Origin of the sequence: Rhodococcus sp. W8901, from assembly GCF_013348805.1 — a bacterium.
Classification (GTDB): domain Bacteria; phylum Actinomycetota; class Actinomycetes; order Mycobacteriales; family Mycobacteriaceae; genus Prescottella.
The window spans coordinates 1,873,125-1,896,776 of the sequence record NZ_CP054690.1 but is presented as its reverse complement, the minus strand read 5'-3'; the positions used below and the strand labels follow the sequence as shown (position 1 = coordinate 1,896,776).

At 69.1% G+C, this 23,652-nt stretch carries 18 protein-coding genes; 9 read left to right on the top strand and 9 right to left on the bottom strand.

Annotated elements, in window-relative coordinates; translation table 11 throughout:
• Positions 1-2 precede the first annotated feature (2 nt).
• The 3 genes from HUN07_RS09065 to HUN07_RS09055 all read right to left on the bottom strand — a co-directional run bounded on the left by HUN07_RS09065 (position 3) and on the right by HUN07_RS09055 (position 4,141).
• On the bottom strand, positions 3-770 hold the full coding sequence (locus HUN07_RS09065; RefSeq protein ID WP_114718508.1) for an ABC transporter ATP-binding protein: 768 nt from the start codon (positions 768-770) through the stop codon (positions 3-5).
• 72 nt (positions 771-842) lie between these two features.
• Positions 843-3,215, bottom strand: coding sequence for an arylsulfatase (locus HUN07_RS09060; RefSeq protein WP_174909213.1), 2,373 nt, complete (start codon positions 3,213-3,215; stop codon positions 843-845).
• A gap of 164 nt (positions 3,216-3,379) precedes the next feature.
• Complete coding sequence (locus HUN07_RS09055; protein ID WP_114718506.1) at positions 3,380-4,141, bottom strand: SDR family NAD(P)-dependent oxidoreductase; 762 nt, start codon at positions 4,139-4,141, stop codon at positions 3,380-3,382.
• Between the two features lie 114 nt (positions 4,142-4,255).
• Between HUN07_RS09055 and HUN07_RS09050 the strand changes: the two genes are divergently transcribed.
• From HUN07_RS09050 to HUN07_RS09040, 3 genes are all read left to right on the top strand, one after another.
• Complete coding sequence (locus HUN07_RS09050) at positions 4,256-5,032, top strand: deoxyribonuclease IV (protein WP_114718505.1); 777 nt, start codon at positions 4,256-4,258, stop codon at positions 5,030-5,032.
• Between the two features lie 97 nt (positions 5,033-5,129).
• On the top strand, positions 5,130-5,759 hold the full coding sequence (locus tag HUN07_RS09045; RefSeq protein ID WP_174909211.1) for an AMIN-like domain-containing (lipo)protein: 630 nt from the start codon (positions 5,130-5,132) through the stop codon (positions 5,757-5,759).
• Between the two features lie 93 nt (positions 5,760-5,852).
• Positions 5,853-7,751 carry an ABC transporter ATP-binding protein gene (locus tag HUN07_RS09040; RefSeq protein ID WP_174909209.1) on the top strand — a complete coding sequence of 633 codons (1,899 nt, stop codon included), beginning with the start codon at positions 5,853-5,855 and terminating at the stop codon, positions 7,749-7,751.
• Between the two features lie 13 nt (positions 7,752-7,764).
• On the opposite strand, the gene HUN07_RS09035 is transcribed toward HUN07_RS09040, so the two are convergent.
• Both HUN07_RS09035 and HUN07_RS09030 read right to left on the bottom strand, forming a co-directional pair.
• Positions 7,765-8,304: a C40 family peptidase gene (locus HUN07_RS09035; RefSeq protein ID WP_254622865.1), complete on the bottom strand. Its 540-nt coding sequence runs from the start codon at positions 8,302-8,304 to the stop codon at positions 7,765-7,767.
• A gap of 180 nt (positions 8,305-8,484) precedes the next feature.
• The gene (locus tag HUN07_RS09030; RefSeq protein ID WP_174909207.1) at positions 8,485-10,266 is read right to left on the bottom strand and encodes a DEAD/DEAH box helicase; all 1,782 of its coding nucleotides are present in this window, start codon (positions 10,264-10,266) and stop codon (positions 8,485-8,487) included.
• A 257-nt stretch (positions 10,267-10,523) separates the two neighbouring features.
• Here HUN07_RS09030 and HUN07_RS09025 point away from each other — a divergent pair, with 257 nt between their 5' ends.
• The 4 genes from HUN07_RS09025 to HUN07_RS09010 all read left to right on the top strand — a co-directional run bounded on the left by HUN07_RS09025 (position 10,524) and on the right by HUN07_RS09010 (position 15,311).
• The gene (locus HUN07_RS09025) at positions 10,524-11,816 is read left to right on the top strand and encodes a TrpB-like pyridoxal phosphate-dependent enzyme (RefSeq protein WP_174909206.1); all 1,293 of its coding nucleotides are present in this window, start codon (positions 10,524-10,526) and stop codon (positions 11,814-11,816) included.
• Positions 11,817-11,926: 110 nt separating this feature from the next.
• On the top strand, positions 11,927-12,571 hold the full coding sequence (locus tag HUN07_RS09020) for a phosphoribosyltransferase (protein WP_174909204.1): 645 nt from the start codon (positions 11,927-11,929) through the stop codon (positions 12,569-12,571).
• 69 nt (positions 12,572-12,640) lie between these two features.
• On the top strand, positions 12,641-13,360 hold the full coding sequence (locus HUN07_RS09015; RefSeq protein ID WP_174909202.1) for a heme peroxidase: 720 nt from the start codon (positions 12,641-12,643) through the stop codon (positions 13,358-13,360).
• Between the two features lie 163 nt (positions 13,361-13,523).
• Complete coding sequence (locus HUN07_RS09010; RefSeq protein ID WP_114718499.1) at positions 13,524-15,311, top strand: AMP-dependent synthetase/ligase; 1,788 nt, start codon at positions 13,524-13,526, stop codon at positions 15,309-15,311.
• 84 nt (positions 15,312-15,395) lie between these two features.
• Here the strand turns inward: HUN07_RS09010 and HUN07_RS09005 are convergent, their stop codons facing one another.
• On the bottom strand, positions 15,396-16,151 hold the full coding sequence (locus tag HUN07_RS09005) for a maleylpyruvate isomerase N-terminal domain-containing protein (protein WP_174909200.1): 756 nt from the start codon (positions 16,149-16,151) through the stop codon (positions 15,396-15,398).
• Positions 16,151-16,777: an alpha/beta hydrolase gene (locus HUN07_RS09000; protein ID WP_174909199.1), complete on the bottom strand. Its 627-nt coding sequence runs from the start codon at positions 16,775-16,777 to the stop codon at positions 16,151-16,153. The genes HUN07_RS09005 and HUN07_RS09000 overlap by 1 nt, the downstream gene beginning before the upstream one ends.
• A 101-nt stretch (positions 16,778-16,878) precedes the next feature.
• On the opposite strand from HUN07_RS09000, the gene HUN07_RS08995 reads away from it, so the two are divergent.
• On the top strand, positions 16,879-20,352 hold the full coding sequence (locus tag HUN07_RS08995) for a TM0106 family RecB-like putative nuclease (RefSeq protein WP_174909198.1): 3,474 nt from the start codon (positions 16,879-16,881) through the stop codon (positions 20,350-20,352).
• 7 nt (positions 20,353-20,359) lie between these two features.
• On the opposite strand, the gene HUN07_RS08990 is transcribed toward HUN07_RS08995, so the two are convergent.
• Both HUN07_RS08990 and HUN07_RS08985 read right to left on the bottom strand, forming a co-directional pair.
• Positions 20,360-21,538, bottom strand: coding sequence for an amino acid deaminase/aldolase (locus HUN07_RS08990; RefSeq protein WP_174909196.1), 1,179 nt, complete (start codon positions 21,536-21,538; stop codon positions 20,360-20,362).
• A gap of 36 nt (positions 21,539-21,574) precedes the next feature.
• Positions 21,575-22,246 (bottom strand): TetR/AcrR family transcriptional regulator, encoded by a 672-nt coding sequence (locus tag HUN07_RS08985; RefSeq protein WP_174909194.1) that lies wholly within the window; start codon positions 22,244-22,246, stop codon positions 21,575-21,577.
• Between the two features lie 77 nt (positions 22,247-22,323).
• On the opposite strand from HUN07_RS08985, the gene HUN07_RS08980 reads away from it, so the two are divergent.
• The gene (locus tag HUN07_RS08980) at positions 22,324-23,634 is read left to right on the top strand and encodes a D-arabinono-1,4-lactone oxidase (protein WP_174909192.1); all 1,311 of its coding nucleotides are present in this window, start codon (positions 22,324-22,326) and stop codon (positions 23,632-23,634) included.
• The last annotated feature ends 18 nt before the right edge of the window (positions 23,635-23,652 follow it).

Sequence of the window (23,652 nt, the reverse complement as noted above, 5' to 3'; positions counted from 1 at the left end):
CGTCAGACCGTCTCGAGGTTCTTCATGCGGTCCAGCACCGACTCCGCGGTGGGCTCGCGCAACTCGTCGACGATCCGGCCGTCCGCCAGGAAGACCACGCGGTCCGCGAAGCTCGCGGCACGCGGGTCGTGCGTGACGATGACGACGGTCTGGCCGAACTCGTCGACCGCGGCTCGCAGGATCGACAGGACCTCACCCGAGGAACTCGAGTCCAGGTTGCCGGTCGGCTCGTCACCGAAGATGATCTCCGGCTGCCCGGCCAGCGCCCGCGCGCATGCGACACGCTGCTGCTGCCCGCCGGACAACTCACCGGGCCGGTGGTCCAGCCGGTCCCGCAGCCCTAGCCGGTCGATCACGGTGTCGAGCCACTGCTGGTCGGCGCGGCGGCCGGCGATGTCGAGCGGCAACGTGATGTTCTCGAGGGCGGTGAGCGTCGGCACCAGGTTGAACGCCTGGAACACGAACCCGATCCGGTCGCGGCGCAGCTGGGTCATCTGCTTGTCCGAGAGCGTGGTGAGATCGGTGGCTCCGATCAACACCGAACCCGACGACGCCTCGTCGAGGCCGGCCAGGCAGTGCATGAGCGTCGACTTGCCGGAGCCGGACGGCCCCATGATGGCGGTGAACTCCCCCCGCTCGAACTCCGCGGACACGCCCGCGAGCGCGTGGACCTGGGTGTCCCCCGACCCGTAGACCTTCGTCAGGTTGACCGCGCGAGCGGCGACTGTGGTTTCGGTGGGCAACTCGGTTTCGGTTGGCATGCCCACCATCCTCACCCGCGGGCCCGACAGAAGACCATCGGGGACATCCCTGATCTTGGACCCCGACCTGCGGATGAAGCCTCAGTCATGGGAGAACGCGCGGGCGATCTCCCGCGCGAGATCCAGATACGGCTCACCGGAGACGTCGGCCACCACCTTGGCGATGGTGCCACCACGGAACCGGAAGGGCGCCCGGTAGAGAGCCGAGACGGACTGTCCGGGGTCGCGACCGATGCGGATGCCCTGCCCGACCCCCGAGAACATCGCCGGTTGCAGTCGCATCCCGGTGAGCGAGCCCACCGCACGATCATCGATGTACAGAGTCGTGTCGCCGAGCGGCGTGAACTGGTCGTCGGCCGCGCCGGTCCGGACGAACCGGACGCCGAGCACGTGGTCGCCGGCCGTCACCGGTTCCGTCGACACCACCACCTGTTCCTCCTCGCCCAGGAAGTTGTAGACGTACTTCAGGAACCCGTCCTGCACGAACAGCGTGTGCCCACCGAGCCGGCCGCCGTGCGCGAACAGCACACCCTCGGCGGCACCGGCGGCGGGTCCGCCGTCGCGGGCCTCGATGCTGACCTCCGCGAGCACCGAGAACGACCGGCCCCGCATCTCCAGTGCCGCACCCGGACCCACCTCCGCGGCATCGGGGTAGTAGACGAACGACTCGCGGGCACCGGTGAGGTACGGCCGATACCGCAGGAACGCCGACACCATGTCGAGGTCGTTGAGCGGCAGCCCGCCGTACTTCTCCGCCTCCTCGAACCACAGCGCGCGCATCTCGTCGAGTCTGTCCGGCCGCGCGGCGGCGAGGTCGTGGACCTGGCTGCGATCGCGCGCGATGTGGAACAGCTCCCACCGGTCGTCGTCGAAGTGCGACCAGTTCGACGGCGCCGCGGGGTGGACGGTGTTCGCGAACCAGCCGTCGTGCCAGATCCCGCGGGTCCCGAGCATCGAATAGAACTGGGTCAACTTCCCGGTCGCCGCATCGGGGTCGTCGAGGATCGGCCTGAAGCTGGTGCCCTCGAGCGGCCGCTGCGGAACACCGCCGACCAGAAGCGGCGGATCGATACCGAGGCACTCGTAGACGGTCGGCGTGATGTCGGAGACGCTGATGTAGTGGTCGCGGATCTCGCCGCGGGCCGCGATGCCGTCGGGCCACGAGATCAGGCACGGGTCCGCGATCCCGCCCTCGTGCGACGCGTACCGCTTGAACAGCTTGTACGGGGTGTTGAACGCCATCGCCCAGCCGAGGCAGTAGTGGTTGTACGTCTCCGGGCTGCCCAACTGGTCGATCTTCTCCAGTCCGTCCTCGACCTTGTCGGCGTACCCGTTGAAGAACTTGTACTCGTTGACCGACCCGTTGGGCCCGCCCTCACCGCTGGCACCGTTGTCGGACAGCAGCACGATCATGGTGTTGTCCAGCTGACCCGATTCCTCCAGGTAGTCCAGCAGCCGGCCGAGCTGGGCATCGGTGTAGCTCTGGAACCCGGCGAACACCTCGGCCATCCGGCAGAACAGCCGCTTCTCGTCGTCGCCGAGGGAGTCCCACGGGCGGACCGTGTCGAGCGGCGGCCAAGGCAGGCCCTCCGCGCTGACCTCCCCGGAATACGGGTTCATCGGGGACAGTTCGGTGTCCGCCGGGATCAGGCCGAGCCGCTTCTGATTCTCGAGGACGATCTCCCGGTACTTCTCGTAGCCCATGTCGAAGCGACCCCGGTACCGGTCCGCCCATTCCTTCGAGACATGGTGCGGCGCATGCCCGCAACCCGGACAAAGGTACATGAACCACGGCTTGTCGGGAGCGATCACCTTGGAGTCCCGGATGAACTCGATCGACTTGTCCGCCAGGTCCTTCGACAGGTGGTACCCGTCCTCGGGCGCGTACGGCGGCTCGACCGGATGGTTGTCGTAGACGAGGTTCGGGTACCACTGGTCGGCCTCACCGCCGAGAAACCCGTAGAACCTCTCGAATCCCCGCGCCAACGGCCAGTTCCGTTTGGTCGCGGCGAGATTCGCCTCCTCGAGCGGTGTCAGGTGCCACTTGCCCACCGCGTAGGTGTTCCAGCCGCGCTCACCCAGGACCTCCGACAACAGCGCGCAGTCGGCCGGTATGCGACCACTCGCGTTGGTGAACCCGTCGGTGAATTCCTCGATCGTGGCCATTCCGACCGACGTCGCGTTGCGACCGGTCAGCAGCGACGCGCGGGTCGGTGAACACAGTGCCGTCGTGTGGAACTGGCTGAGCAGCAGGCCGCGGTCGGCGATCCGCTTCAGATTGGGCATTTCGACCAGCCCGCCGTACATGTCCCACGTACCGATTCCGGTGTCGTCCCACACGACGTACAGCACGTTCGGCGCCCCCTCGGGGGCACGAGGTTCCGCGAACGGCGCCCAGTCCGGCGTCGAATCCCGAATGTCGACCGAAACCTTGCCCGTGAATTCCGCAGCCATAACCGGGTCCTCCCGATGCGGTGAGACTCTCATCATCACACGCACCGGGAGGACCGCGGGCCGGATCGTCGGACTACGTTCGACTTTCCGTCACGACGCCGAAACCGCCTGTGCAGTCCGGAAAGTCCACGACGTCCGATCGGCCCGCATCGCCTTCGACAGGCTCAGGCCCAGCGGGCCTGCCCACCGTCGAGCGGAATCGTGGCACCCGTCAGATAGGCCGCATCGGGTCCGACCAGGAACGCGACCGCGCTGCCGATGTCGGTCTCGGCGTCACCGATCCGTCGCATCGGAATGCTCGCAACGAAGGCGGCGGCCTCCTCCGGACGGGCGTCCGCCCAACGCTGCAGACCCGGCGACATTGCATGCGGTGCAACAGCATTGACGCGAATGTTATCGACACCCCACTCGCAGGCGGCGGCGCGGGTGAGCGACCGGACGGCCTCCTTCACCGACGCGTAGCCGCCGTAACCGCTCGCATCCCAGCGCACCGCGACCGACGAGACCATGTTGACGATCGCTCCGCCGCCACGCTCCTTCATGTGCGGGTAGCAAGCCTGCATCGTGCGCAGGGCCGCAACCGGACCCGACGTGTACGCGCGCTCGAGGAGACCCGCCTCGAGATCGTTGATCGGACCCAGCGGGTTGAGGCTGGCATTGTTGACCAGGATGTCGACGCCGCCGAAGAGCGCCGCGGTCGTGTCCACCGAACGCGTGATGTCGTCGGCGCTCGACACGTCCGCGACGACCGGCTCGGCGATCCCGCCGAACGCCGCGATCGCCTCGCACGTGTCGATCAGCTTCGACTCCGTCCGCCCGGACACGGCGATCCTCGCGCCCTCCTTGGCGAGTGCGAACGCAATTCCCTGACCGACGCCCTGGCCGGCGCCCGTGATGAGCGCGACCTTTCCGTCCAACTTGCCCATGTGGTCTCAATCTCCCGCATCTGTCGGTGTGCTGACAGCCACATAACCAGGCGGCGTCCATCCACGGCGGGCGTTTCTCGATGACCGGGACCGCCCCACGGCTACTCTCGGGACATGCGGATCGGAGCCCATGTCCGGCAGGACGCCGACCCCATCGGGGCCGGCGAGCGTCTCGGCGCGGACATCGTCCAACTGTTCCTCACCGACCCCCAGAAGTGGGACAAGCCCGAGCCCCACCCACAGACCGAGCAGATCCTCGCGAGCCCGATCGATGTCGTCGTCCATTCGTCGTACGTCATCAACGTCGCGAGCCTCAACAACCGACTCCGGATGCCGTCCCGCAAGGCCGTCGCAGACCAGGCAGCCGCTGCCGCCGACATCGGGGCAGTCGGCCTCGTCGTCCACGGCGGTCACGTGCGCGACGGCGAGGATCCGGCCGCGGGCGTCGAGAACTGGCGCAAGTTGTTCGAGCGCCAGCAGGACAAGGGCGGTTTCCCGGTCCCGATCCTGATCGAGAACACGGCCGGCGGCGACTTCGCGATGGCCCGCCACCTCGACGCGATCGGACGCCTGTGGGACGCGGTCGGCGAATTCGGCGCGGGATTCTGCCTCGACACCTGCCATGCGTGGGCGGGCGGCGAGGAACTGCTCGGCATCGTCGAGCGGATCCGCGCGATCACCGGGCGCATCGACCTGGTCCACCTGAACAACTCGCGCGACGAGTTCGACTCCGCCCGCGACCGGCACGCGAACCTCACCACCGGCCTGATCGACCCCGCGATGCTCACCGCCGTCGCGTCCGCGGCCGGCGCCCCCGTCATCCTCGAGACCCCCGCCGACGGCATCGCCGACGATCTGGCCTACCTGCGCGACGCCCTCGCCGGCGACTGAGCGCGACTGAGCGCGTCGGACGTCACACATACCGAATCGGACACGACGCCGCGTCGGACCGCGACCGCGGAACGTGCCCGACCTACCATCGCCACTCATGACGTACCTTCGGTCCCGCCGCACGCTCGCCATCTCCTCCGTCGCCGTCGCGGCGCTCACGCTCGCCGGTTGCTCGAGCACCGACGCCGAGCAGACCGCGTCGACGACCTCGATCACCACGTCGACGTCCGAGGCCTCTCCGACGAACATCGCGCCGCTCGCGGCAGCCGACGGCACGATGACCGACGCCCCGACCGAGGTTGCCCCGCAGACCGGGCAGGCCTCCCCCGACGCCGCGCTGACCATCACCGACATGCGAGTCGGCAGGCACGACGGCTTCGACCGGGTGGTGTACGAGTTCGGCGGCGTCGGCACGCCCGGGTGGCAGGCCGAGATCGTGTCCACCGCGAATCAGCAGGGCAGCGGCAAGCCCCTCGCGGTCGCGGGCCAGGGCATCCTCCAGGTTCTCATCGAGGGGTCGACCATGCAGCCCCAGTCCGGTGTCGAGCCGTATGCGGGACCCAATCCGCTGGAGGTCGGGTCCGGCGGTGTCGTGACCGAGGTCCGCGACGCGGGCGTCTTCGAGGGTCGGGCGCAGACGCTGATCGGGCTGTCCCAGCGGGATGTCGGTTACCGCGTCTACACCCTGAGCGATCCCACCCGACTGGTCGTCGACATCGCTCACTGACTGCCCGCGCCTTGACCTCGAGCAATGTTGAGGTCTTACCTTCGGTGTCGGACCCCGGTCGTATCGTGACCGGGCCGACGAGAGGGGCGCACCATGAGCATGGAGGTCACCGCGTGGAACGCGATGTACAACGCGATGCACGCGCAGCAGGACCGTCGTCCCTTCTCCCGCGCCACGCTGCGCCGGGTGGCCGGCTACGCGCGCCCACACCGTAGCCACATCGCGTGGTATCTGCTGCTCAGCGTCGTCACCGCGGCGCTGGCGGTGGCCACCCCAGTTCTCGCCGGCCGCGTCGTCGACGCGATCGTGGCCGGCGACTCGGCCGACGTCGTGGTGCGGCTTGCGCTGCTCATCGCCGCGATCGCCGTGTTCGAGGCGGGTCTCGCGATCGTCACCCGATGGCTGTCCTCGAGCATCGGAGAGGACCTCATCCTCGATCTGCGCCGAGCCGTGTTCGACCACGTGCAACGGATGCCGGTCGCGTTCTTCACCCGCACGCGCACCGGCGCGCTGGTCAGCCGACTCAACAACGACGTGATCGGCGCGCAACGCGCGTTCAGCGACACCCTGTCCGGCGTCGTCGGAAACCTCGTGACACTGGTGATCACGCTGATCGTGATGATCGGCATCTCATGGCAGATCACGCTGCTGTCGTTGCTACTGCTTCCCATCTTCGTCCTGCCTGCCCGCCGGATGGGCGCACGCCTCGCCCAGCTCAGCCGCGAAGCCGCCAACCACAACTCCGTGATGAGCACGCAGATGACCGAGCGGTTCTCGGCGCCGGGGGCCACACTGGTCAAGCTGTTCGGCCGCCCAGCCCAGGAGTCCGCCGAGTTCGCGGTCCGCGCCCGGCGGGTCCGCGACATCGGTGTCCGCACCGCGATGCTGCAGTCGGTGTTCGTCACCGCGCTGACGCTGGTGTCGGCGCTGGCACTCGCACTGGTGTACGGGCTGGGTGGTTTCTACGCGCTGCGCGGCCAACTCGAGGCGGGCGCGGTCGTCTCCCTGGCGCTCCTGCTCACCCGGCTGTACTCGCCCCTCACATCGCTGGCCAGTGCCCGAGTGGACGTCATGAGCGCGATGGTCAGCTTCGAGCGGGTTTTCGAGATCCTCGACCTGAAGCCGCTCATCACGGAGAAGCCCGACGCCGTCGACCTCCCGGCAGGCCCGGCGTCGGTCGAGTTCCGGTCCGTCGACTTCGCGTACCCCTCCCCCGACAAGGTGTCGCTCGCGTCGCTCGAGGAGGTCGCCGGACTCGACACCCGTACCGGGTCGACGGTCCTGCACGACGTCAGCTTCCGACTGGAACCGGGCCGGATGGTCGCGCTGGTCGGGTCCTCCGGTGCCGGGAAGTCCACCATCGCGCAGCTCGTTCCACGGCTGTACGACGTCGACGCCGGGTCCGTCCTCATCGGCGGCGTGGACGTGAAGGATCTGACCACCGATTCGATTCGACGGACCGTCGGAATGGTGACGCAGGACGGCCACCTGTTCCACGAATCCGTGCGGTCCAACCTGCTGCTCGCCCGGCCCGAAGCGACCGAGGCGGAGCTGTGGGAGGTTCTGCGACGGGCGCGCCTCACCGCCCTGATCGAGTCACTGCCCGACGGCCTCGACACCGTCGTCGGCGAGCGGGGCTACCGGTTGTCCGGCGGTGAACGGCAACGACTCACCATCGCCCGTCTACTCCTCGCGCAGCCGCGGGTCGTGATCCTCGACGAGGCCACCGCCCACCTCGACTCGACCTCCGAGGCCGCAGTCCAGGAAGCCTTGACCGAGGCGCTCGACGGCAGGACCGCGATCGTGATCGCGCATCGGCTGTCCACCATTCGCGCGGCCGACCTCATCCTCGTGGTCGAGAACGGTCGAATCGTCGAGCGCGGCAACCACTCCGAGCTGCTCGCGGCCGACGGACGCTACGCCGAGCTGCACCGGACCCAGTTCGACACCGGCACGCCCGGAGCCCCGGTCCTCACCGAGGTACTGCGCTGACCTCGGCGCCGCTTCAGAAGAAGCGGCGAATGTTGTGGATCCGGAAGTCCGACAGCGGTCGCAGCCCGGTCGGGACACCCGTGCCGTAGGCGTTGAAGACCATGCCGTTGCCGGCGTAGATCCCCACGTGCCCGGCGATGTCGTAGGTGTCCATCGTGATGACGTCGCCGGGTTGCAGCACCGACAGCGGGACCAGCATGCCGCCGGTGAACCGTGCCATCTCCTGACTGGTCCGCGGGAGATTGATCCCGACCGTGCGGAACGCCCACTGCACCAGTCCCGAGCAATCCCACGAGTCGGGACCGTTGCCGCCCCACAGGTAGGGCTTGCCGGTCTGCGTGGTGGCCGCGGCCAGCGCGGCGATACCGCGCGGGCTGGGGATGGGCAGGGGGATGGCGATGTCGCCACTGCCGGCGAACAGGCTCGCGCTGCCGCTACCGCCCGAACTCCCGAACAGCGAACTCGGGTCTGCCGCCGCTGGTGCGGCCAGACCGACTGCACCGCCCACGATCAGGGCGGCCGCGATGAGACCTCGACGAATCGTGTGGACCACGCTCGTGCCTCCTTGCTGAAGATTGCGCCGATCCCCGACCGCAAACTGTGAGGCACGTTACAGAGCAGGCGTCACTCCCGTCACAGGATCGTTCGCATTCACAGGAAACGGGTGTCGGCGAGTTCACACTCGCCGACACCCGTCCTGGCGTCGATTTGTCCTGTCGGAGGGCCCGACGAATCAGTCGCGCGGGCGACGACGGTCCGACGACCGATCGCCCTTGGGGCGGCCGTACTTTCCGCCGGCGCGGTCGTCACGACCACCGCGCGAGGGCCGACCGGAGGGAGCGCCCTGGTCGGGCTGCAGCTGGATCAGCACACCCGAGATGCGCGTCGCGCGCAGCGCCTCGACCGTCTCGCTGGACAGGTCGGCCGGGAGTTCGACCAGGCTGTGGTCGGGCCGGATGCTGATGTGCCCGAAGTCGCTGCGGCGCAGCCCGCCCTCGTTGGCGATGGCGCCGACGATCGCGCCGGGAACCACCTTGTGCCGCTTGCCGACCGCGATGCGGTAGGTGGCCAACTCCTGGCCGTCGCGGTTCTGGCGCGGCGGACAGTCGTCGAAGCGGCGCGCGGGCCGCTCCCGCGGCTCACGCGGTGCACGCGGCGGAGCCGGCGGCTCGGGCGACATGAGGAACGACTCGCCGTCCCGAGACTGGACCGCCAGCGCCGCAGCGATGTCGGCGAGCGGCACGTCGTGCTCACGCTCGTAGTCCTCGATCAGCTTGCGGAACAGTGCCAGGTTGTCGGAGCTCAGGCTCGCGGTGATGGAGTCACCGAACTTCGCGACACGCTGCGCGTTGACGTCCTCGACGGTGGGCAGCTGCATCTCGGTGAGCGGCTGCCGCGTGGTGCGCTCGATCGACTTGAGCAGGTGACGCTCGCGCGGGGCCACGAACAGCAGCGCGTCACCGGTGCGCCCGGCGCGGCCGGTACGACCGATGCGGTGCACGTAGGACTCGGTGTCGTGCGGGATGTCGTAGTTCACGACGTGCGAGATGCGATCGACGTCGAGACCGCGGGCCGCGACGTCGGTGGCGACCAGGATGTCCAGGGCACCGGACTTGAGCTGCCCGATCGTGCGCTCACGCTGTGCCTGGACGATGTCGCCGTTGATCGCGGCGGCGGAGAAGCCGCGCGCCCGCAGCCGCTCGGCCAGGTCCTCGGTGGCCTGCTTGGTCCGAACGAAGATGATCATCGCCTCGAAGGTCTCCACCTCGAGGATCCGGGTCAGCGCGTCGAGCTTGCGCTGGTGCGCCACCTGCACCCACCGCTGGGTGATGTTCGACGCGGTAGCCGTCTTCGACTTGACGGTGATCTCGACGGGATCGTGCAGGTACTGCTTGGAGATCTTGCGGATCGCGGGCGGCATGGTCGCCGAGAACAGCGCCACCTGCTTGTACTCCGGGGTGTCGGCGAGGATGCGCTCGACGTCGTCCTGGAAACCCATCTTGAGCATCTCGTCCGCCTCGTCGAGGACGAGGTACTCGAGATTCGACAGGTCCAGCGTGCCCTTCTCCAGGTGGTCGATGACGCGACCCGGAGTTCCGACGATGATCTGGGCGCCACGACGCAGACCCGACAGCTGCACGCCGTACGCCTGACCACCGTAGATCGGCAGCACGTGCAGACCCGGGATGTGGGCCGAGTACTTCCCGAAGGCCTCCGCGACCTGCAGCGCGAGCTCGCGGGTCGGGGCCAGGATGAGCGCCTGCGGGACCTTCCGGTCCACGTCCAGGCGAGACAGGATCGGGATCGCGAACGCGGCGGTCTTGCCGGTGCCGGTCTGCGCGAGACCCACGACGTCCTTGCCGGCGAGCAGCGGCGGGATGGTCGCGGCCTGGATAGGCGAGGGCGACTCGTATCCGACGTCGGAAAGGGCCTTCAGCACACGTTCGTCGATCTCGAGGTCGGCGAAGGTGATGGGATTGTTGTCGGACTGCGGGTCACGCTCGGTGTCACTCATTTGACCAGTCAGTTTAGTCGATGCGCGACGCCGCGCGTCTGGCGCGCCTCCCCTCCGCCCATACCCCGACGCCTGAACGGGAATTCGGTGACCGTTTCCGGGCCCCGCGCGTGCCGTGAACTCCCGTTCGGCGCATGGCCACTCGCACGGCCACCGAAGATGAGCGGTGGCGGATGGGCGGCACCCCGAATGCAACGCGGGAATGACTGACATCACAATGTGGACGACCGCCCGTCACCCCTGGAGAGGAACCAGCAGTGTCCGAGTCGAGTATCCCGACACCCATCCCCACCCACTGGTACAACATCGTCGCGGACCTGCCGGTCGCCCCGCCGCCCCACCTGCACCCGGGCACCAGGGAGCCGGTGACCCCCGCCGATCTGGCGGCGCTGTTCCCCAGCGCACTGATCGAGCAGGAGGCCACGGCCGAGCAGTACATCGAGATCCCCGAACCCATCCGTGAGGCCTACCGGACCTGGCGGCCGGCACCGCTGATCCGCGCGCGCGAGTTCGAGAAGGCGCTGGGGACGCCCGCTCGGATCTACGTCAAGTACGAGGGCGTGAGCCCGGTCGGCAGCCACAAGACCAACACCGCGGTCGCGCAGGCGTATTACAACGCCCAGGACGGCGTCAAGAAGATCACCACCGAAACCGGCGCCGGCCAGTGGGGCAGCGCGTTGTCGTTCGCGTGCGCCAAGTTCGGCATCGAGCTCGAGGTGTGGCAGGTGCGCGCGTCGTACGAGTCCAAGCCGTACCGCCGCCATCTGATGGAGACCTACGGCGGCATCGTGCACCCGAGCCCGTCCGATCTCACCGAGTCGGGACGCAAGATGCTCGCCGACTTCCCCGACACCCCCGGCTCGCTCGGCATGGCCGTCACCGAGGCCGTCGAGGTCGCCGCGAACGATCCCGACGCACGCTATGCACTCGGCAGCGTCCTCAACCACGTGGTGCTCCACCAGACGGTGATCGGCCTCGAGGCCGTGGAGCAGCTGCGCGCCGCCGGTGAGGCGAACGCCGACGTCGTATTCGGTTGTGCAGGTGGCGGTTCCAACCTCGCCGGCCTCGCATTCCCGTTCATCCGGGAGGTCCTGCACGGCAAGGCACAGACCCGGATCATCGCTGCCGAGCCGGCCGCCTGCCCGTCGATCACCAAGGGCGAGTACCGCTACGACCACGGCGACGTCGCGGGCCTGACCCCGCTGCTCAAGATGCACACGCTCGGCCAGGACTTCGTCCCGGACCCGATCCACGCCGGCGGCCTGCGCTACCACGGCATGGCGCCGCTGCTCAGTCACACCGTCGAACTCGGTTACGTCAAGGGACAGGCCGTCGACCAGACCGACTCGTTCGACGCGGGCGTGCTGTTCGCGCGGACCCAGGGCATCGTCCCCGCGCCCGAATCGGCGCATGCGATCGCTGCCGCCGCCGAGTACGCGCGCGGGCTCACCGAGCCCGAGGTGCTGGTGATCGGGCTGTCCGGTCACGGCATGCTCGACCTGCCCGCCTACCAGGCGCACATCGACGGCAACCTGGTCTCGACGGCATAGTTCGCACTCGTGGTTGCGGCGCCCGGGAGTCCGTTTCCGGGCGCCGCACCTGTGCGCGGTCTGCGGCGTATCGTCGAAATCGAGATCGAATCTCTTCGACGGAGCACGTCATGCACTATGCGACGCGTGCCGGAGCCGGACGGGCACTGGCCAAGTCGCTGAGCCATCTGCGCGGGTCCGATCCGGTGGTTCTGGGACTCCCCCGCGGCGGCGTACCGGTGGCATACGAGGTCGCCCAGGCTCTCCGCGCTCCCCTCGACGTCATCCTGGTCCGCAAGCTCGGTGTGCCGTGGCAGCCGGAACTCGCGATGGGAGCGATCGGCGAGGGGGATGCGGAGGTCCTCAACGACGACGTGATCCATCGCGGAGGCGTGACGCGCCAGGCACTCGAGTCGGTCCGCACGAAGGAGCGGCAGGAACTGACGCGACGCGCCGATGCCCTGCGCCGCGGGCGGGCACGCACACCGCTGACGGGACGGACCGTCGTACTCGTCGACGACGGCATGGCGACCGGCGCCACCGCAGCGGTCGCCTGTCAGGTCGCCCGTGCCGCGGGGGCGGCCACGATCGTCGTCGCGATACCGGTGGCGTCACCGGAGGCCGTCTCGCGGCTGCGGGTCACCGCGGACGAGGTGGTGTGCCCGTTCACGCCCGTGAATCTCGGTGGTGTGGGCGGCGCATACGTCGACTTCCACCAGCTGGACGACCGCGAGGTCACCGAGCTGCTCGCCCGCGCCGGCGAGCCCCGGACGTGACCGGTGCAACATTCGGCGCCGCAGCGCCGATACACGTCTCGTCAGGCCCTGCGCAGCGAGGGAGGATTCGTGAGCGTCTCGGAACGGCAAGTGCAGACGGTGGTCCAGGCCTGCCGCGACAGACTCGGCGACCCGGCCGGCTGGGTGCCGCCCGACGAGTATCGGGACAGCCTCGCACTCTGCATCATCGAGTCGGTCCAGGCAGCCGGTGATCGGTACGCCGACGCCGGAACCGTGGTCGACCGCTACCGCGCGTACCGGCAGGCCCACGTTCCGGGCCGGGTCACCGACGGCGCTCGTGAACTTCTGCGCACGTTCGAGGAAGTGGGCAGTTCCGATCAGTGGGCCGGGAAGATCGGCAACTACAAGCGCCGCTACTCCGAGAACGCCGCCCCGTTGCGCGCCGCCGAGATCCAGCGCACCGCCGAACGCCTGCACGCCCTGCACATCGACTCGGTCGGCGACCTGGTGGGCGCCACCCGCGACGACCGCACCCGCAGCGACCTGCGCGCCGCGTGGGACGAGTGCTGCGGCGGACCCGACGACGCGATGTGGCAGCACCTGATGACCCTGACGGGTGCACCCGGTTCGCCCGGCACCGCCACGGCCACCGACGAGTTCGTGCGGTCTGCACTCGCGGACACCCCCGGCGATTCCGCACCCTCGGCTCCGCCGACCGAAATCCTCGCCGCGGCCGCCGATTGCCTAGGTGTCCCGGCAGCCGCGCTCGAGCACGCGGTCCGGCGGTGGCGATGCACGCGCGAGGACGACTTTCATCCCGTTGCGTGACTCGCACAGCCCCCTACCTGGAGAAAGTTAGCATTACATACGGTTACATTTATTTCCGCAGGTCGACAGCCGAAATGCGCAAACCGGACTCGAGACTTAGTGCAAAGAGACCCTGAATGTGATGCAATGCACATCCATCATGTCATTTCTCGGAGGGGTCAAAGTGCGTGAGTATTCGGTTCCACAGTCGTTCACCATTCCGGAAGACGCGTCCATGGCCGACACCGTGTTCCGGTACGAAGCGGAGTGTCCGAATCTCGTGCCCTTCAAGAAGCCGGGCAACGGTGGATGGGTCGACGTCACCGCGGCCCAGTTCGCCGGCGAGGTCAAGGCCATCGCGAAGGGACTGATCGCGTCCGGCGTGGAACTCGGCGACCGCGTCGCAATCCTCTCGGCCACACGCTACGAGTGGGCCGTTCTCGATTACGCCATCTGGACCGCCGGCGGATGCACGGTCGCGATCTACGAGACGTCGTCCTCCGACCAGGCGCAGTGGATCCTCGAGGACTCGGCCACGTCCTTACTCATCGTCGAGACGTCGACGCACGCCGAGACCGTGAAGGACGTCGCCGAGGCCGCCCCCGCGCTGCGCGAGGTCCTGCAGATCGAGGCCGGAGCCCTCGACGAGCTCATCACCCGTGGCGCCGGTATCAGCGACGACGAACTGCACGAGCGCCGACAGCAGGTGCGCGCGTCTTCGCCCGCGACCCTCATCTACACCTCCGGCACCACCGGACGGCCCAAGGGCGTGCAGCTCACCCACTCGAACTTCTACGCCGAGTCTGCCGCGGTGAGGATTGCGTTGGGTGACGCGTTGCAGGAGGGCAATCGCACCCTGATGTTCCTGCCGCTGGCCCACGTGTTCGCGCGCGCGATCTCGTTCGGCGCGTTCGACGCCAAGGTCACCGTCGCGCACACCGCCGACCTGACGACACTCATCGACCAGTTCGCGATCTTCAAGCCCAACTTCATCCTCTCGGTCCCCCGCGTGTTCGAGAAGGTCTACAACTCGGCCAAGCAGAAGGCCGAGGACGGCGGCAAGGGCAAGATCTTCGCGAAGGCCGCCGAGACCGCAATCGCGTGGAGCGAGGCGCAGGAGCAGGGCAGCCCCGGACTCGGCCTGCGCCTGCGGCACGCACTGTTCGACAAGCTGGTCTACGCCAAGCTGCGCGCCGCGCTCGGCGGTGAATGCGACCGTGCAGTCTCGGGCGGTGCCGCGCTCGGCGCGCGCCTGGGTCACTTCTTCCGCGGGATCGGCGTTCCGGTCTACGAGGGCTACGGCCTCACCGAAACCAGCGCTGCCGTCACGGTCAACACCATCCGCGACCAGAAGGTGGGGACCGTCGGCAAGCCGATCAACGGTCACGCCGCGAAGATCGCCGAGGACGGCGAACTCCTGGTCCGCGGCCCGGTCGTGTTCGACGGTTACTGGCACAACGACCAGGCCACTGCCGATTCCATCCGCGACGGCTGGTTCCACACCGGTGACCTCGGGTCCATCGACGCCGAGGGGTACGTGTCGATCACCGGGCGCAAGAAGGAGATCATCGTGACCGCCGGCGGCAAGAATGTCGCCCCGGCCGTGCTCGAAGACGCCCTCCGCGCGCACGCGCTCATCAGCCAGTGCCTCGTCGTCGGCGACGCGAAGCCGTTCATCGGCGCCCTCATCACGCTCGACCCGGAGGCGCTACCCGGCTGGAAGGAACGCAACGGCCTGCCTGCCGACACCCCGATCTCGGAACTCGTCAAGCATGCCGACCTCGTCGCCGAGATCGACGCCGCGGTCTCCGAGGGCAACAAGAAGGTCTCCAACCCGGAGCAGATCAAGAAGTACCGCATCCTCGAGGTCGACTTCACGGTCGATTCGGGCGAGCTGACCCCGACGCTCAAGCTCAAGCGCAACATCATCCACCAGGAGCACGCGGTCGCGATCGAGGCGATCTACTCCTAGTTGTTCGACGACACGTCCGGGCCCGGGTGCGACACCGCACCCGGGCCCGGACCGTCGTCAGTGTCGGTGGATTTGCCCGCGTCGCTACAGGGCCGCCGAGCCCAGCAGCGCCCGCGCCACCGCGGAATCGCCGATCACGTCGAGGCCCACCAGGGGGCGGCGCCGCCACAGCGTGAGCAGCAGGTCCTGCGCCGGACCACGCAGCGCCACATCGGCTTTGCAATGCTCGCGAGTAACCTCCACCGTTCCCGGTGCGAACGCGAGATGCCACTCCGCGGCGTCGGTGTCGGTGCCGTGGAGGTGGATGGTGCGCCCGGCGAGCGAGTCCGGCAGCCGGCCGCCGGCGGCGAGGCGGCCCAGGAACACGTCCACCCATTCGTCGACGCCGTCGGCCGCGATCTCCGGATCCAGCTCGGCGACCTTGGGACCCCCGGCAGCCTGCAGCGTGTCGGACACGTCCATCCGGTGCACGGAGACCTCGTGCGTCTGCCGGCGGAGCCACCACGCCACGGTGCCGGGGCCGACCATCGTCGGAACCTGCTTCCCGGGGTCGAGTCGGGTGAACTCGTCGAGTAGCGCCTCGAGCGCAACCCTGTAGGCGGCAAGACATTCCGGCCCTCGGGGCATGTCGCCGGAGCGACGGACCTCCGACACCGATGCCTCCGGCGGGGCCTGCAACGCGGCGACCACCCACTGGTGGATCTTGCCGGTGTGTCGTACGACGTGTTCGACGGTCCAGTCCGGCACCGTGGGAACAGGTTCGGACAGCGCAACGACCGGCGTCGCAGCCAGTGTCTCACCCTCGTCGCGCAGAGCGGACAGCAGACGCGTGTATTCCATCAGCACACCGTAGCGTCGAGCACGAAGGCGGCGACATCGTTCGTGACTGCCCGGTGGATCTTTTCGTGCAGCAGGTCGTGGCCGGTGTCGGGGTACTCCCGCACGGTCACTCCCGGCAGGCCGGACGTCCACGCGCGCACCCCGTCGATCGGCGCCAACCGGTCGTCGACGCCGTGGATCGCGAGCACCGGAAGATCCGGTCTCGCGAAGTCCGATGTCTCGGCTTGCTGCACAACGGATTTGGGTGTTCCACAGAGGACGGCTGCCGCGAACCGCTCCGGTCCGCGCCGCAGCAGCGTGATCGACACGGCCGCGCCCAGCGAGTGGCCCATCAGTACCTGCGGCACCCCGGGACACGCCTGTGCCGCCGTCGTCGCGAGGAGGGCCGCGTCGTCCGCGAGATCCCCCAACGCGCCGGGCACACCGGGAGTGCCTTCCGACAGCCCGTGCCCGGCCTGGTCGATCCCCCACATCTCGATGTCGTGCCGGGCGAGTCCGGCGGCGAACCGGTGATAGTGCCCGGTGTGCTGGCCCATCCCGTGCAGGAACACCACGACGGCGCGCGGTTGATCGACGGTCCAGCGACGGTAGTGGATCTGTCCGGTCGCCCCGGTGAAGAACGGCATGGCTCCATTGTGGTGGGGGACGCTGCGGCGGCCGCGAGCCCTCCCCTGGTTGTCGCCGCCCGATGGCACAATCGGCCCGAACCGACCGGGAAAGGGGCGCGATGTTCCTGCTCGACGATGTGGTGATCTACAGCACCGGCGATCTGACGCTCGCCGCGACGTGCGAGTTCGCTCTGCTGCGCCGCCTCGACGGGCTGCTCGGATTCGCTCCGGCCGCGGCGGGTTCGGCCGCCGATCCGATGCTGCAGCGGACCTCCCTGCTCGGCGAGGCCCACGAACGACGGGTCCGGGACGACTTCGAGCGCCGCCTCGGACGGATCGAGACCATTGCGCGGCCCGAATACACGACGGTCGGCCTGTACGACGCGCACCGATCGACCGTCGCGGCCGCCCGGTCCGGGGCTCCGGTGATCTACCAGGGCACGTTCTTCGACGGCCGGTTCCTCGGCTTCAGCGACTTCCTCGTCCGTGAGGACGATCCGGACGGCGACATGTATGCGGTGTACGACACCAAACTGGCCCGCCATGTCGAGGTCCCCGCGCTGCTGCAACTGGCTGCGTACGCCGACGCCCTCGCGGCCGGCGGTGTGCGCCCGGCACCGCGGGCACACCTCCTGCTGGGCGACGGCTCCGACTCGGTACACGCGCTGGCCGACCTCGTCCCGGTGTACACCGCGCGCCGCACACGCCTGCAACGCATCCTCGACGACCACCGATCCCGGGGCGTCCCGGTCGCGTGGGAGGACGCGAACTGCCAGTCCTGCGGGCGTTGCGAGACCTGCGCCGCCGAGGTCGAGGCGCATCGAGATCTGCTGCTGGTCGCGGGGATTCGCGCGAGCACCCGCCAGCACCTCGTATCGGCGGGAGTGTCGACCATCGACGCCCTGGCGGAGCGAGTCGACCCGGTCCCGGACGTGTCGGCGCGAACACTCTCCGCCCTCCGTTCGCAGGCCGCACTCCAACTGCGCCGGGAGGCGCAGGGCGGCCACCCCTTCGAGGTCTTCGACCCGACCGCCCTCGCCGGCCTGCCCCGCCCGGACGCCGGCGACATCTTCTTCGACTTCGAGGGCGACCCGCTGTGGGCCGAGGCGGGATCGGCGCAGTGGGGGCTCGAGTACCTGTTCGGCGTGCTCGAAGAGCCGCCCACCGGCGCCGGAGATCCGGTGTTCCGGCCGTTCTGGGCCCACGATCGAGCGCAGGAGCGTCGGGCGCTGATCGATTTCCTCGACTACGTCGCCGCCCGCCGCGCCGCGCACCCGGGCCTGCACATCTACCACTACGCGGCGTACGAGAAGTCCGCGCTGCTGCGGTTGTCCGGTCGGCACGGAGTCGGCGAGGAGGCCGTCGACCAACTCCTGCGGGACGGGGTGCTCGTGGACCTCTATCCGATCGTCCGGGCATCACTGCGGGTCGGCGCGCAGTCGTACAGCATCAAGAAGCTCGAGCCGCTCTACATGGGCACCCGCTTGCGGGACGGCGACGTCACCAACGCCGCCGATTCCGTTGTGGCATATGCCGATTACTGCGACCTCCGCGACCAGGGGCGGCCGGAGGCCGCCGAGCTGTTGCGCGGGATCGGAGACTACAACGAGTACGACTGCGTTTCGACCCGTGAGTTGCGCAGCTGGCTGCTCGCGATCGCGGCGGACCACGACGTGTCGCCGCATCGACGCGAGGACCCTCCGCCCGTCCCGGACGAGGGCGAGGTCGACCTCACCGAGCAGGCTCTGCGACGGTTCGCCGGCGACGAAGCACGCGGGTCCCGCAGCGCCGACCAGCAGGCCGCCGCACTGATGGCAGCCGCCGTCGGCTACCACCGGCGGGAACGTAAACCGTTCTGGTGGGCGCATTTCGACCGGCTGACACAGGTGGTCGACGAGTGGGCCGACACCCGCGACGTGCTGCAGGTGGACCACGCCGTGGTGGTGCAGGACTGGCACCGCAGCACCCCTCGTCAGCGGAAGCTGCGCCGCCATCTGCGGCTGACGGGCCGGTACGGGACCGGGAGCACCGTCGTCCCCGGTGCGGAGGTGTTCACCCTGTACGACCCGCCGCTACCGGCGGAGGCGATGACCGGATCGACCCCCACGCAACGCGGGACAGCGACGGCGGTGGTGCTGTCGGTCGGCGCCGACGAGAACTTCGACGACGTCATCGTCGTGGAGGAATTGCTCACCGGTCCGGACGAATACACGGCACTGCCGATGGCCGTGGCGCCCGGTCACCCGATCGCTACGGTGCGGATGGAGACCGCGATCGGGGCAGCGGCCGAGCAGATGGCTGCGATGCTGCCGGCGATGCCGCCGGACGCGGCCGTCGACGTCCTGCGCCGGATCCCTCCGCGTACCCGGAGCGGTGCGGGGCTGCCGACGGCCGACGGCGCCGGTGACCACGCCGCCGCGATCGTCTCGGCACTGCTGGACCTCGACCACTCGTACCTCGCGGTGCAGGGCCCGCCCGGCACCGGCAAGACCCACACCGGCGCGCGCGTGATCACCCACCTCGTGACACACCACCGCTGGCGGATCGGCCTGGTGGCACAGTCGCATTCGGTGGTGGAGAACATGCTCGACGCGGTGGTCGCGGCGGGACTCGACGGCCGGATGGTCGCGAAGAAGGACGGCCGCGCGGAGGACCGCGCGTGGACGGGGATCACCGCGAACGCCTACCCGCAGTTCCTCGACGACGCCGCGGCGACCGGGTGCGTCGTCGGCGGGACCGCCTGGGACTTCGCGCACGCCGAGCGGATCCCACCCGGCAGTCTCGACCTGCTGGTGATCGACGAAGCCGGACAGTTCGCGCTCGCGAACACCGTGGCGGTGGGAGCGTCGGCCCGCAATCTTCTGCTCCTCGGCGACCCGCAGCAGCTACCGCAGGTCAGTCAGGGCACCCACCCCGAACCGGTGGACGAGTCGGCGCTGGGCTGGCTCGCCGCCGGCCACGACGCGCTGCCACCGGAACACGGCTACTTCCTGGCGCGCACCTGGCGGATGCATCCGGCGCTGTGCGCCCGGGTGTCGGCGCTGTCGTACGGCGGGCGCCTGCAGTCCGAGGAACCGGTCACGACCGCGCGCCACCTCGCCGGTGTCGAGCCCGGCGTGGACAGCGCGGTCCTCGACCACCGCGGCAACGCAACGGAATCCGTCGAGGAGGCACGCGAGGTCGTCCGGCGGATCCAGGCACTGCTCGGCCGGGCGTGGACGGATCCGACCGGCTTCGACGGGACCCGCCCGCTCGGACAGTCCGACGTCCTCGTCGTGGCGCCGTACAACGCGCAGGTGAGCCTGATCCGACGGCACCTGGCCGCCGCCGGACTGGCCGACGTGCACGTCGGGACGGTCGACAAGTTCCAGGGCAGAGAGGCCGCCGTGGTGCTCGTGTCGATGACGGCGTCGTCGGCCGAGGACGTGCCGCGCGGGATGTCGTTCCTGTTGTCCCGCAACCGGCTCAACGTCGCGGTCTCCCGCGGCAAGTGGTGTGCGGTGATCGTGCGGTCGCGGCTGCTCACGCACTACCTTCCGACGACACCTGCCGGGCTGACCGAACTGGGCGCGTTCACGCGTCTGGGCGAGTGACCCGAGGTCACCCGAAGCACTTGCCCTCGCCGCGGTAGGTGGGTGTGGACGTGGCCGTGCCGTCGGCGTCGACGAGGTGCACCTCGGTGAAACGCTCACACAGCTCGCCGGCCTTCGCGTGGCGGAACCAGACCCGGTCGCCCACAGCCAACTCGGCGGCCGCCGCGCCGGTGACGGGCGTCTGGACCTCGCCGGCGCCCTCGTTGCGCAGCAGCTTCAACCCGCGCGGCCACACCGGAGCCGGCACGCGCGTGTTCCCGGCGGGACCCGACGCGATGTAGCCGCCACCGAACAACGTCGTGATCCTCGGCGTCGGCTTGCGGACCGCCGGCAGGGCGAAGAACAGCGCCGGACGCGGCGTGAACGAGTGGTAGCGGTCGAACAGCGTCGGCACGTACAGCCCCGATCCGGCGGTGACCTCGGTGACCACCGAGTCGGCCGAACTGACCTCGAGCGAGCCGGTACCGCCGCTGTTGACGATCTCGAGCTTCCCGACTTCCTCGGTGACGGCGTCCACGACTGTGCCTCTGCGCGTGGCGAGTTCGGCGGCCGACGCCTTCTTCACCATGCGCACGGCGAAACTGCTGTCGGGCAGGCCCGCGATCTGCGCCTCGTAGAACATCACCCCGACGACGGCGAAGCCGCGGTCGGCCGCCAGCCGAGCCAGCCGTGCCACCTGCCCCGGTTCCCGCAGCGGCGACCGGCGCACCCCGAGATGGGCCGGGCCGAGGCGCAACGACGCGTCGACGTCGAGACACACCCGCGGCCGGACGCTCTCGGATCCGACCGCCGACCGGATGAGGTCCAGTTGCGCGATGTCGTCGACCATCAGGGTGATGCGGTCGAGGAGCGTGCGGTCGGCGCCGAGTTCGGCCAGCGCCGCGCGATCGGCGGTGGGATAACCCATCAGCACGTCCTCGGCGCCTCGCTGCGCGAGCCACATCGCCTCGCGCAGCGAGTAGGACATGATGCCGCGGAACCCTCCGGACGCGGTGAGCCCGGAGCCGAGCGCCACCTCGAGCACCGCACGGCACCGCACCGACTTGCTGGCAACCCGGACCGGGGTGCCGGCGGCACGCCGCACCAGGTCGGCGGCATTGGTGTGCAGTGTGGCGAGGTCCAGAGCCGCCAGCGGCGGATCGAGATGAGCCGTGGCAGCGGTGAGTCGGTCGATCGCAGCAGTCACATCAGTCCGTTCGTCGTAGGCGTTCGGACCAGTCGATCACTCTCCTGAACGATTGTCCAGGTCTGGGTCCGCGTCGACCGCCTTGCTCGCGACGATGCGCACCAGATCGTCGAGCTCGGTGATGATGGCATTGCTGTCGCGGTCGACGAGCCAGCGCAGGACGATGCCGTCGATGACGGCGAGGGCGAACCGCGCGATCGCCTCGACCGGTTCGGTCCACGTGGTCCCGGTCCTGCGGGCGCTCTCCTGAAGGAACACCGTGGCCTCGATGTCCATGGTTCGGTACTGCTCGTCCGCGACACTCCCGGCGAGCGGCGCGCCCGCCGCGCGGTGGCGCAGCGCGTATGCGGTGATCTCGTACGTGAGCAACTGGCGATCCGCGGTGGCCTCGACCAGCGGCCACATCCCGGTCAGCCCGGTGTGCAGCACCTCGCGCAGATCCCGCAGACCGTTCAACTCCTGCGAGTCCCACACCGACGCGAACGACTCGCGCATCCCGGCGCTCAGCTGCAGCACCAGACTCTCGGCCATGGCCGCGACCAGGGCTTCCTTGCTCTCGAAGCAGTAGTGCACCACGCCGAGCGAGACGCCCGCTTCCTCCGCGACAGCACGGATCGTCACCGCTGCGATCCCGCCGCGTTCGGCGATGGACAGCGCCGCTTCGACGAGTTGGGCGCGGCGTTCTTCCGCTGGAAGCCGATTCAACATCCCCCGATCGTAAAACCCGAAACGGAAAAAACGTGTCTCATTTGCCTGGACGCTCGTCCAGGTGAATAGTGACGGGAATGGCACAGGACACGTGGCGCAACTGGGCGGGGACCCACTCGTCGACACCTCACCGATTCGAAACACCGCGATCGGTAGCCGAGCTGAGCACGCTGGTCGCGAATGCGACCGAGCGGGGATTACGCGTCAAAGCCGTGGGGGCGGGCCATTCGTTCACCGGAGTTGCTGTCACCGACGGCGTTCTGGTGAGCCTCGACAACCTCGCCGGGATCGAATCCGTCCGCACGACGCCGGCGGGTCCGGTCGCGACGGTGATGGCCGGGACTCGCCTGCGCAGCCTCAACGAGCAGCTGTGGGGGCGCGGGCTGGCGATGATCAACCTCGGTGACATCGACGTCCAGTCGATCGCCGGCGCGCTCTCGACCGGCACGCACGGGACGGGAGCGCGGTTCGGTGGGCTCGCGACGCTGATCCGCGGACTGCAGATCGTGCTCGCGGACGGGTCGGTCGTGGATTGCTCCGAGGCCGAGAACCCCGAGCTCTACCAGGCCGCCCGAATCGGCCTCGGCGCGTTCGGCATCATCACCAAACTCGACCTCGCGGTCACCCAGGCCTACGCGATGCGCGCCGTCGAGGGACCGGCGCGACTCGACGAGACGCTCGACGGACTCGCGCACGATCTCGAGACCGTCGACCACTTCGAGTTCTACTGGTTCCCGCACACCAATCGCGTTCTGACGAAGCGGAACACACGACTGCCCGGCGACACGCCGCTCGAACCCGTGGGCCGCATCCGCGGCTTCATCGACGACGAGCTGATGTCGAACACGCTCTTTGAGGGCGTCAACCGGCTGACGTCGGCGTTCCCTGCCACGATTCCGCAGGTCAACCAGGTCAGCGCGCGGGCACTGTCGGCCCGCGAGTTCACCGACCGCAGCTACCGCGTGTTCGCGTCGCCGCGCCGGGTGCGGTTCCGCGAGATGGAGTACGCGGTGCCGCAGGAGGCCGTGAAGGACACCCTCCGGGAGATCTCGAACTGGCTCGACCGGTCCGACTGCAAAATCGCGTTCCCGGTCGAGGTCCGCTTCGCTCCCGGCGACGACGTGTGGATGTCCACCGCGAACGGCCGCGACAGCGCCTACATCGCCGTGCACCAGTACCACCGCCGCGATCACCGCGAGTACTTCGACGCGGTGGAGGCGATCGCCCGCGCGGTCGACGGCCGTCCGCACTGGGGCAAGATGCACAGCCGCACCGCGGACGACCTGCGCCCCACGTACGCCCGGTTCGACGATTTCTGCACGGTCCGCGACAAGCACGACCCGTCGCGAACGTTCGACAACGAGTACCTCCGCCAGGTTCTCGCCTGACACGGGGCTCGAACCGTC

What these genes read in the sequence shown, in the direction of transcription:
- HUN07_RS09050 (WP_114718505.1), top strand. Translation starts at nt 4,256, where the DNA reads ATGCGGATCGGAGCCCATGTCCGGCAGGACGCCGACCCCATCGGGGCC.
- HUN07_RS08980 (WP_174909192.1), top strand. Translation starts at nt 22,324, where the DNA reads ATGGCACAGGACACGTGGCGCAACTGGGCGGGGACCCACTCGTCGACA.
- HUN07_RS08985 (WP_174909194.1), bottom strand. Translation starts at nt 22,246, where the DNA reads ATGTTGAATCGGCTTCCAGCGGAAGAACGCCGCGCCCAACTCGTCGAA.
- HUN07_RS09030 (WP_174909207.1), bottom strand. Translation starts at nt 10,266, where the DNA reads ATGAGTGACACCGAGCGTGACCCGCAGTCCGACAACAATCCCATCACC.
- HUN07_RS08995 (WP_174909198.1), top strand. Translation starts at nt 16,879, where the DNA reads ATGTTCCTGCTCGACGATGTGGTGATCTACAGCACCGGCGATCTGACG.
- HUN07_RS09055 (WP_114718506.1), bottom strand. Translation starts at nt 4,141, where the DNA reads ATGGGCAAGTTGGACGGAAAGGTCGCGCTCATCACGGGCGCCGGCCAG.
- HUN07_RS09005 (WP_174909200.1), bottom strand. Translation starts at nt 16,151, where the DNA reads ATGGAATACACGCGTCTGCTGTCCGCTCTGCGCGACGAGGGTGAGACA.
- HUN07_RS09040 (WP_174909209.1), top strand. Translation starts at nt 5,853, where the DNA reads ATGAGCATGGAGGTCACCGCGTGGAACGCGATGTACAACGCGATGCAC.
- HUN07_RS09065 (WP_114718508.1), bottom strand. Translation starts at nt 770, where the DNA reads ATGGTGGGCATGCCAACCGAAACCGAGTTGCCCACCGAAACCACAGTC.
- HUN07_RS09020 (WP_174909204.1), top strand. Translation starts at nt 11,927, where the DNA reads ATGCACTATGCGACGCGTGCCGGAGCCGGACGGGCACTGGCCAAGTCG.
- HUN07_RS09045 (WP_174909211.1), top strand. Translation starts at nt 5,130, where the DNA reads ATGACGTACCTTCGGTCCCGCCGCACGCTCGCCATCTCCTCCGTCGCC.
- HUN07_RS09060 (WP_174909213.1), bottom strand. Translation starts at nt 3,215, where the DNA reads ATGGCTGCGGAATTCACGGGCAAGGTTTCGGTCGACATTCGGGATTCG.
- HUN07_RS09000 (WP_174909199.1), bottom strand. Translation starts at nt 16,777, where the DNA reads ATGCCGTTCTTCACCGGGGCGACCGGACAGATCCACTACCGTCGCTGG.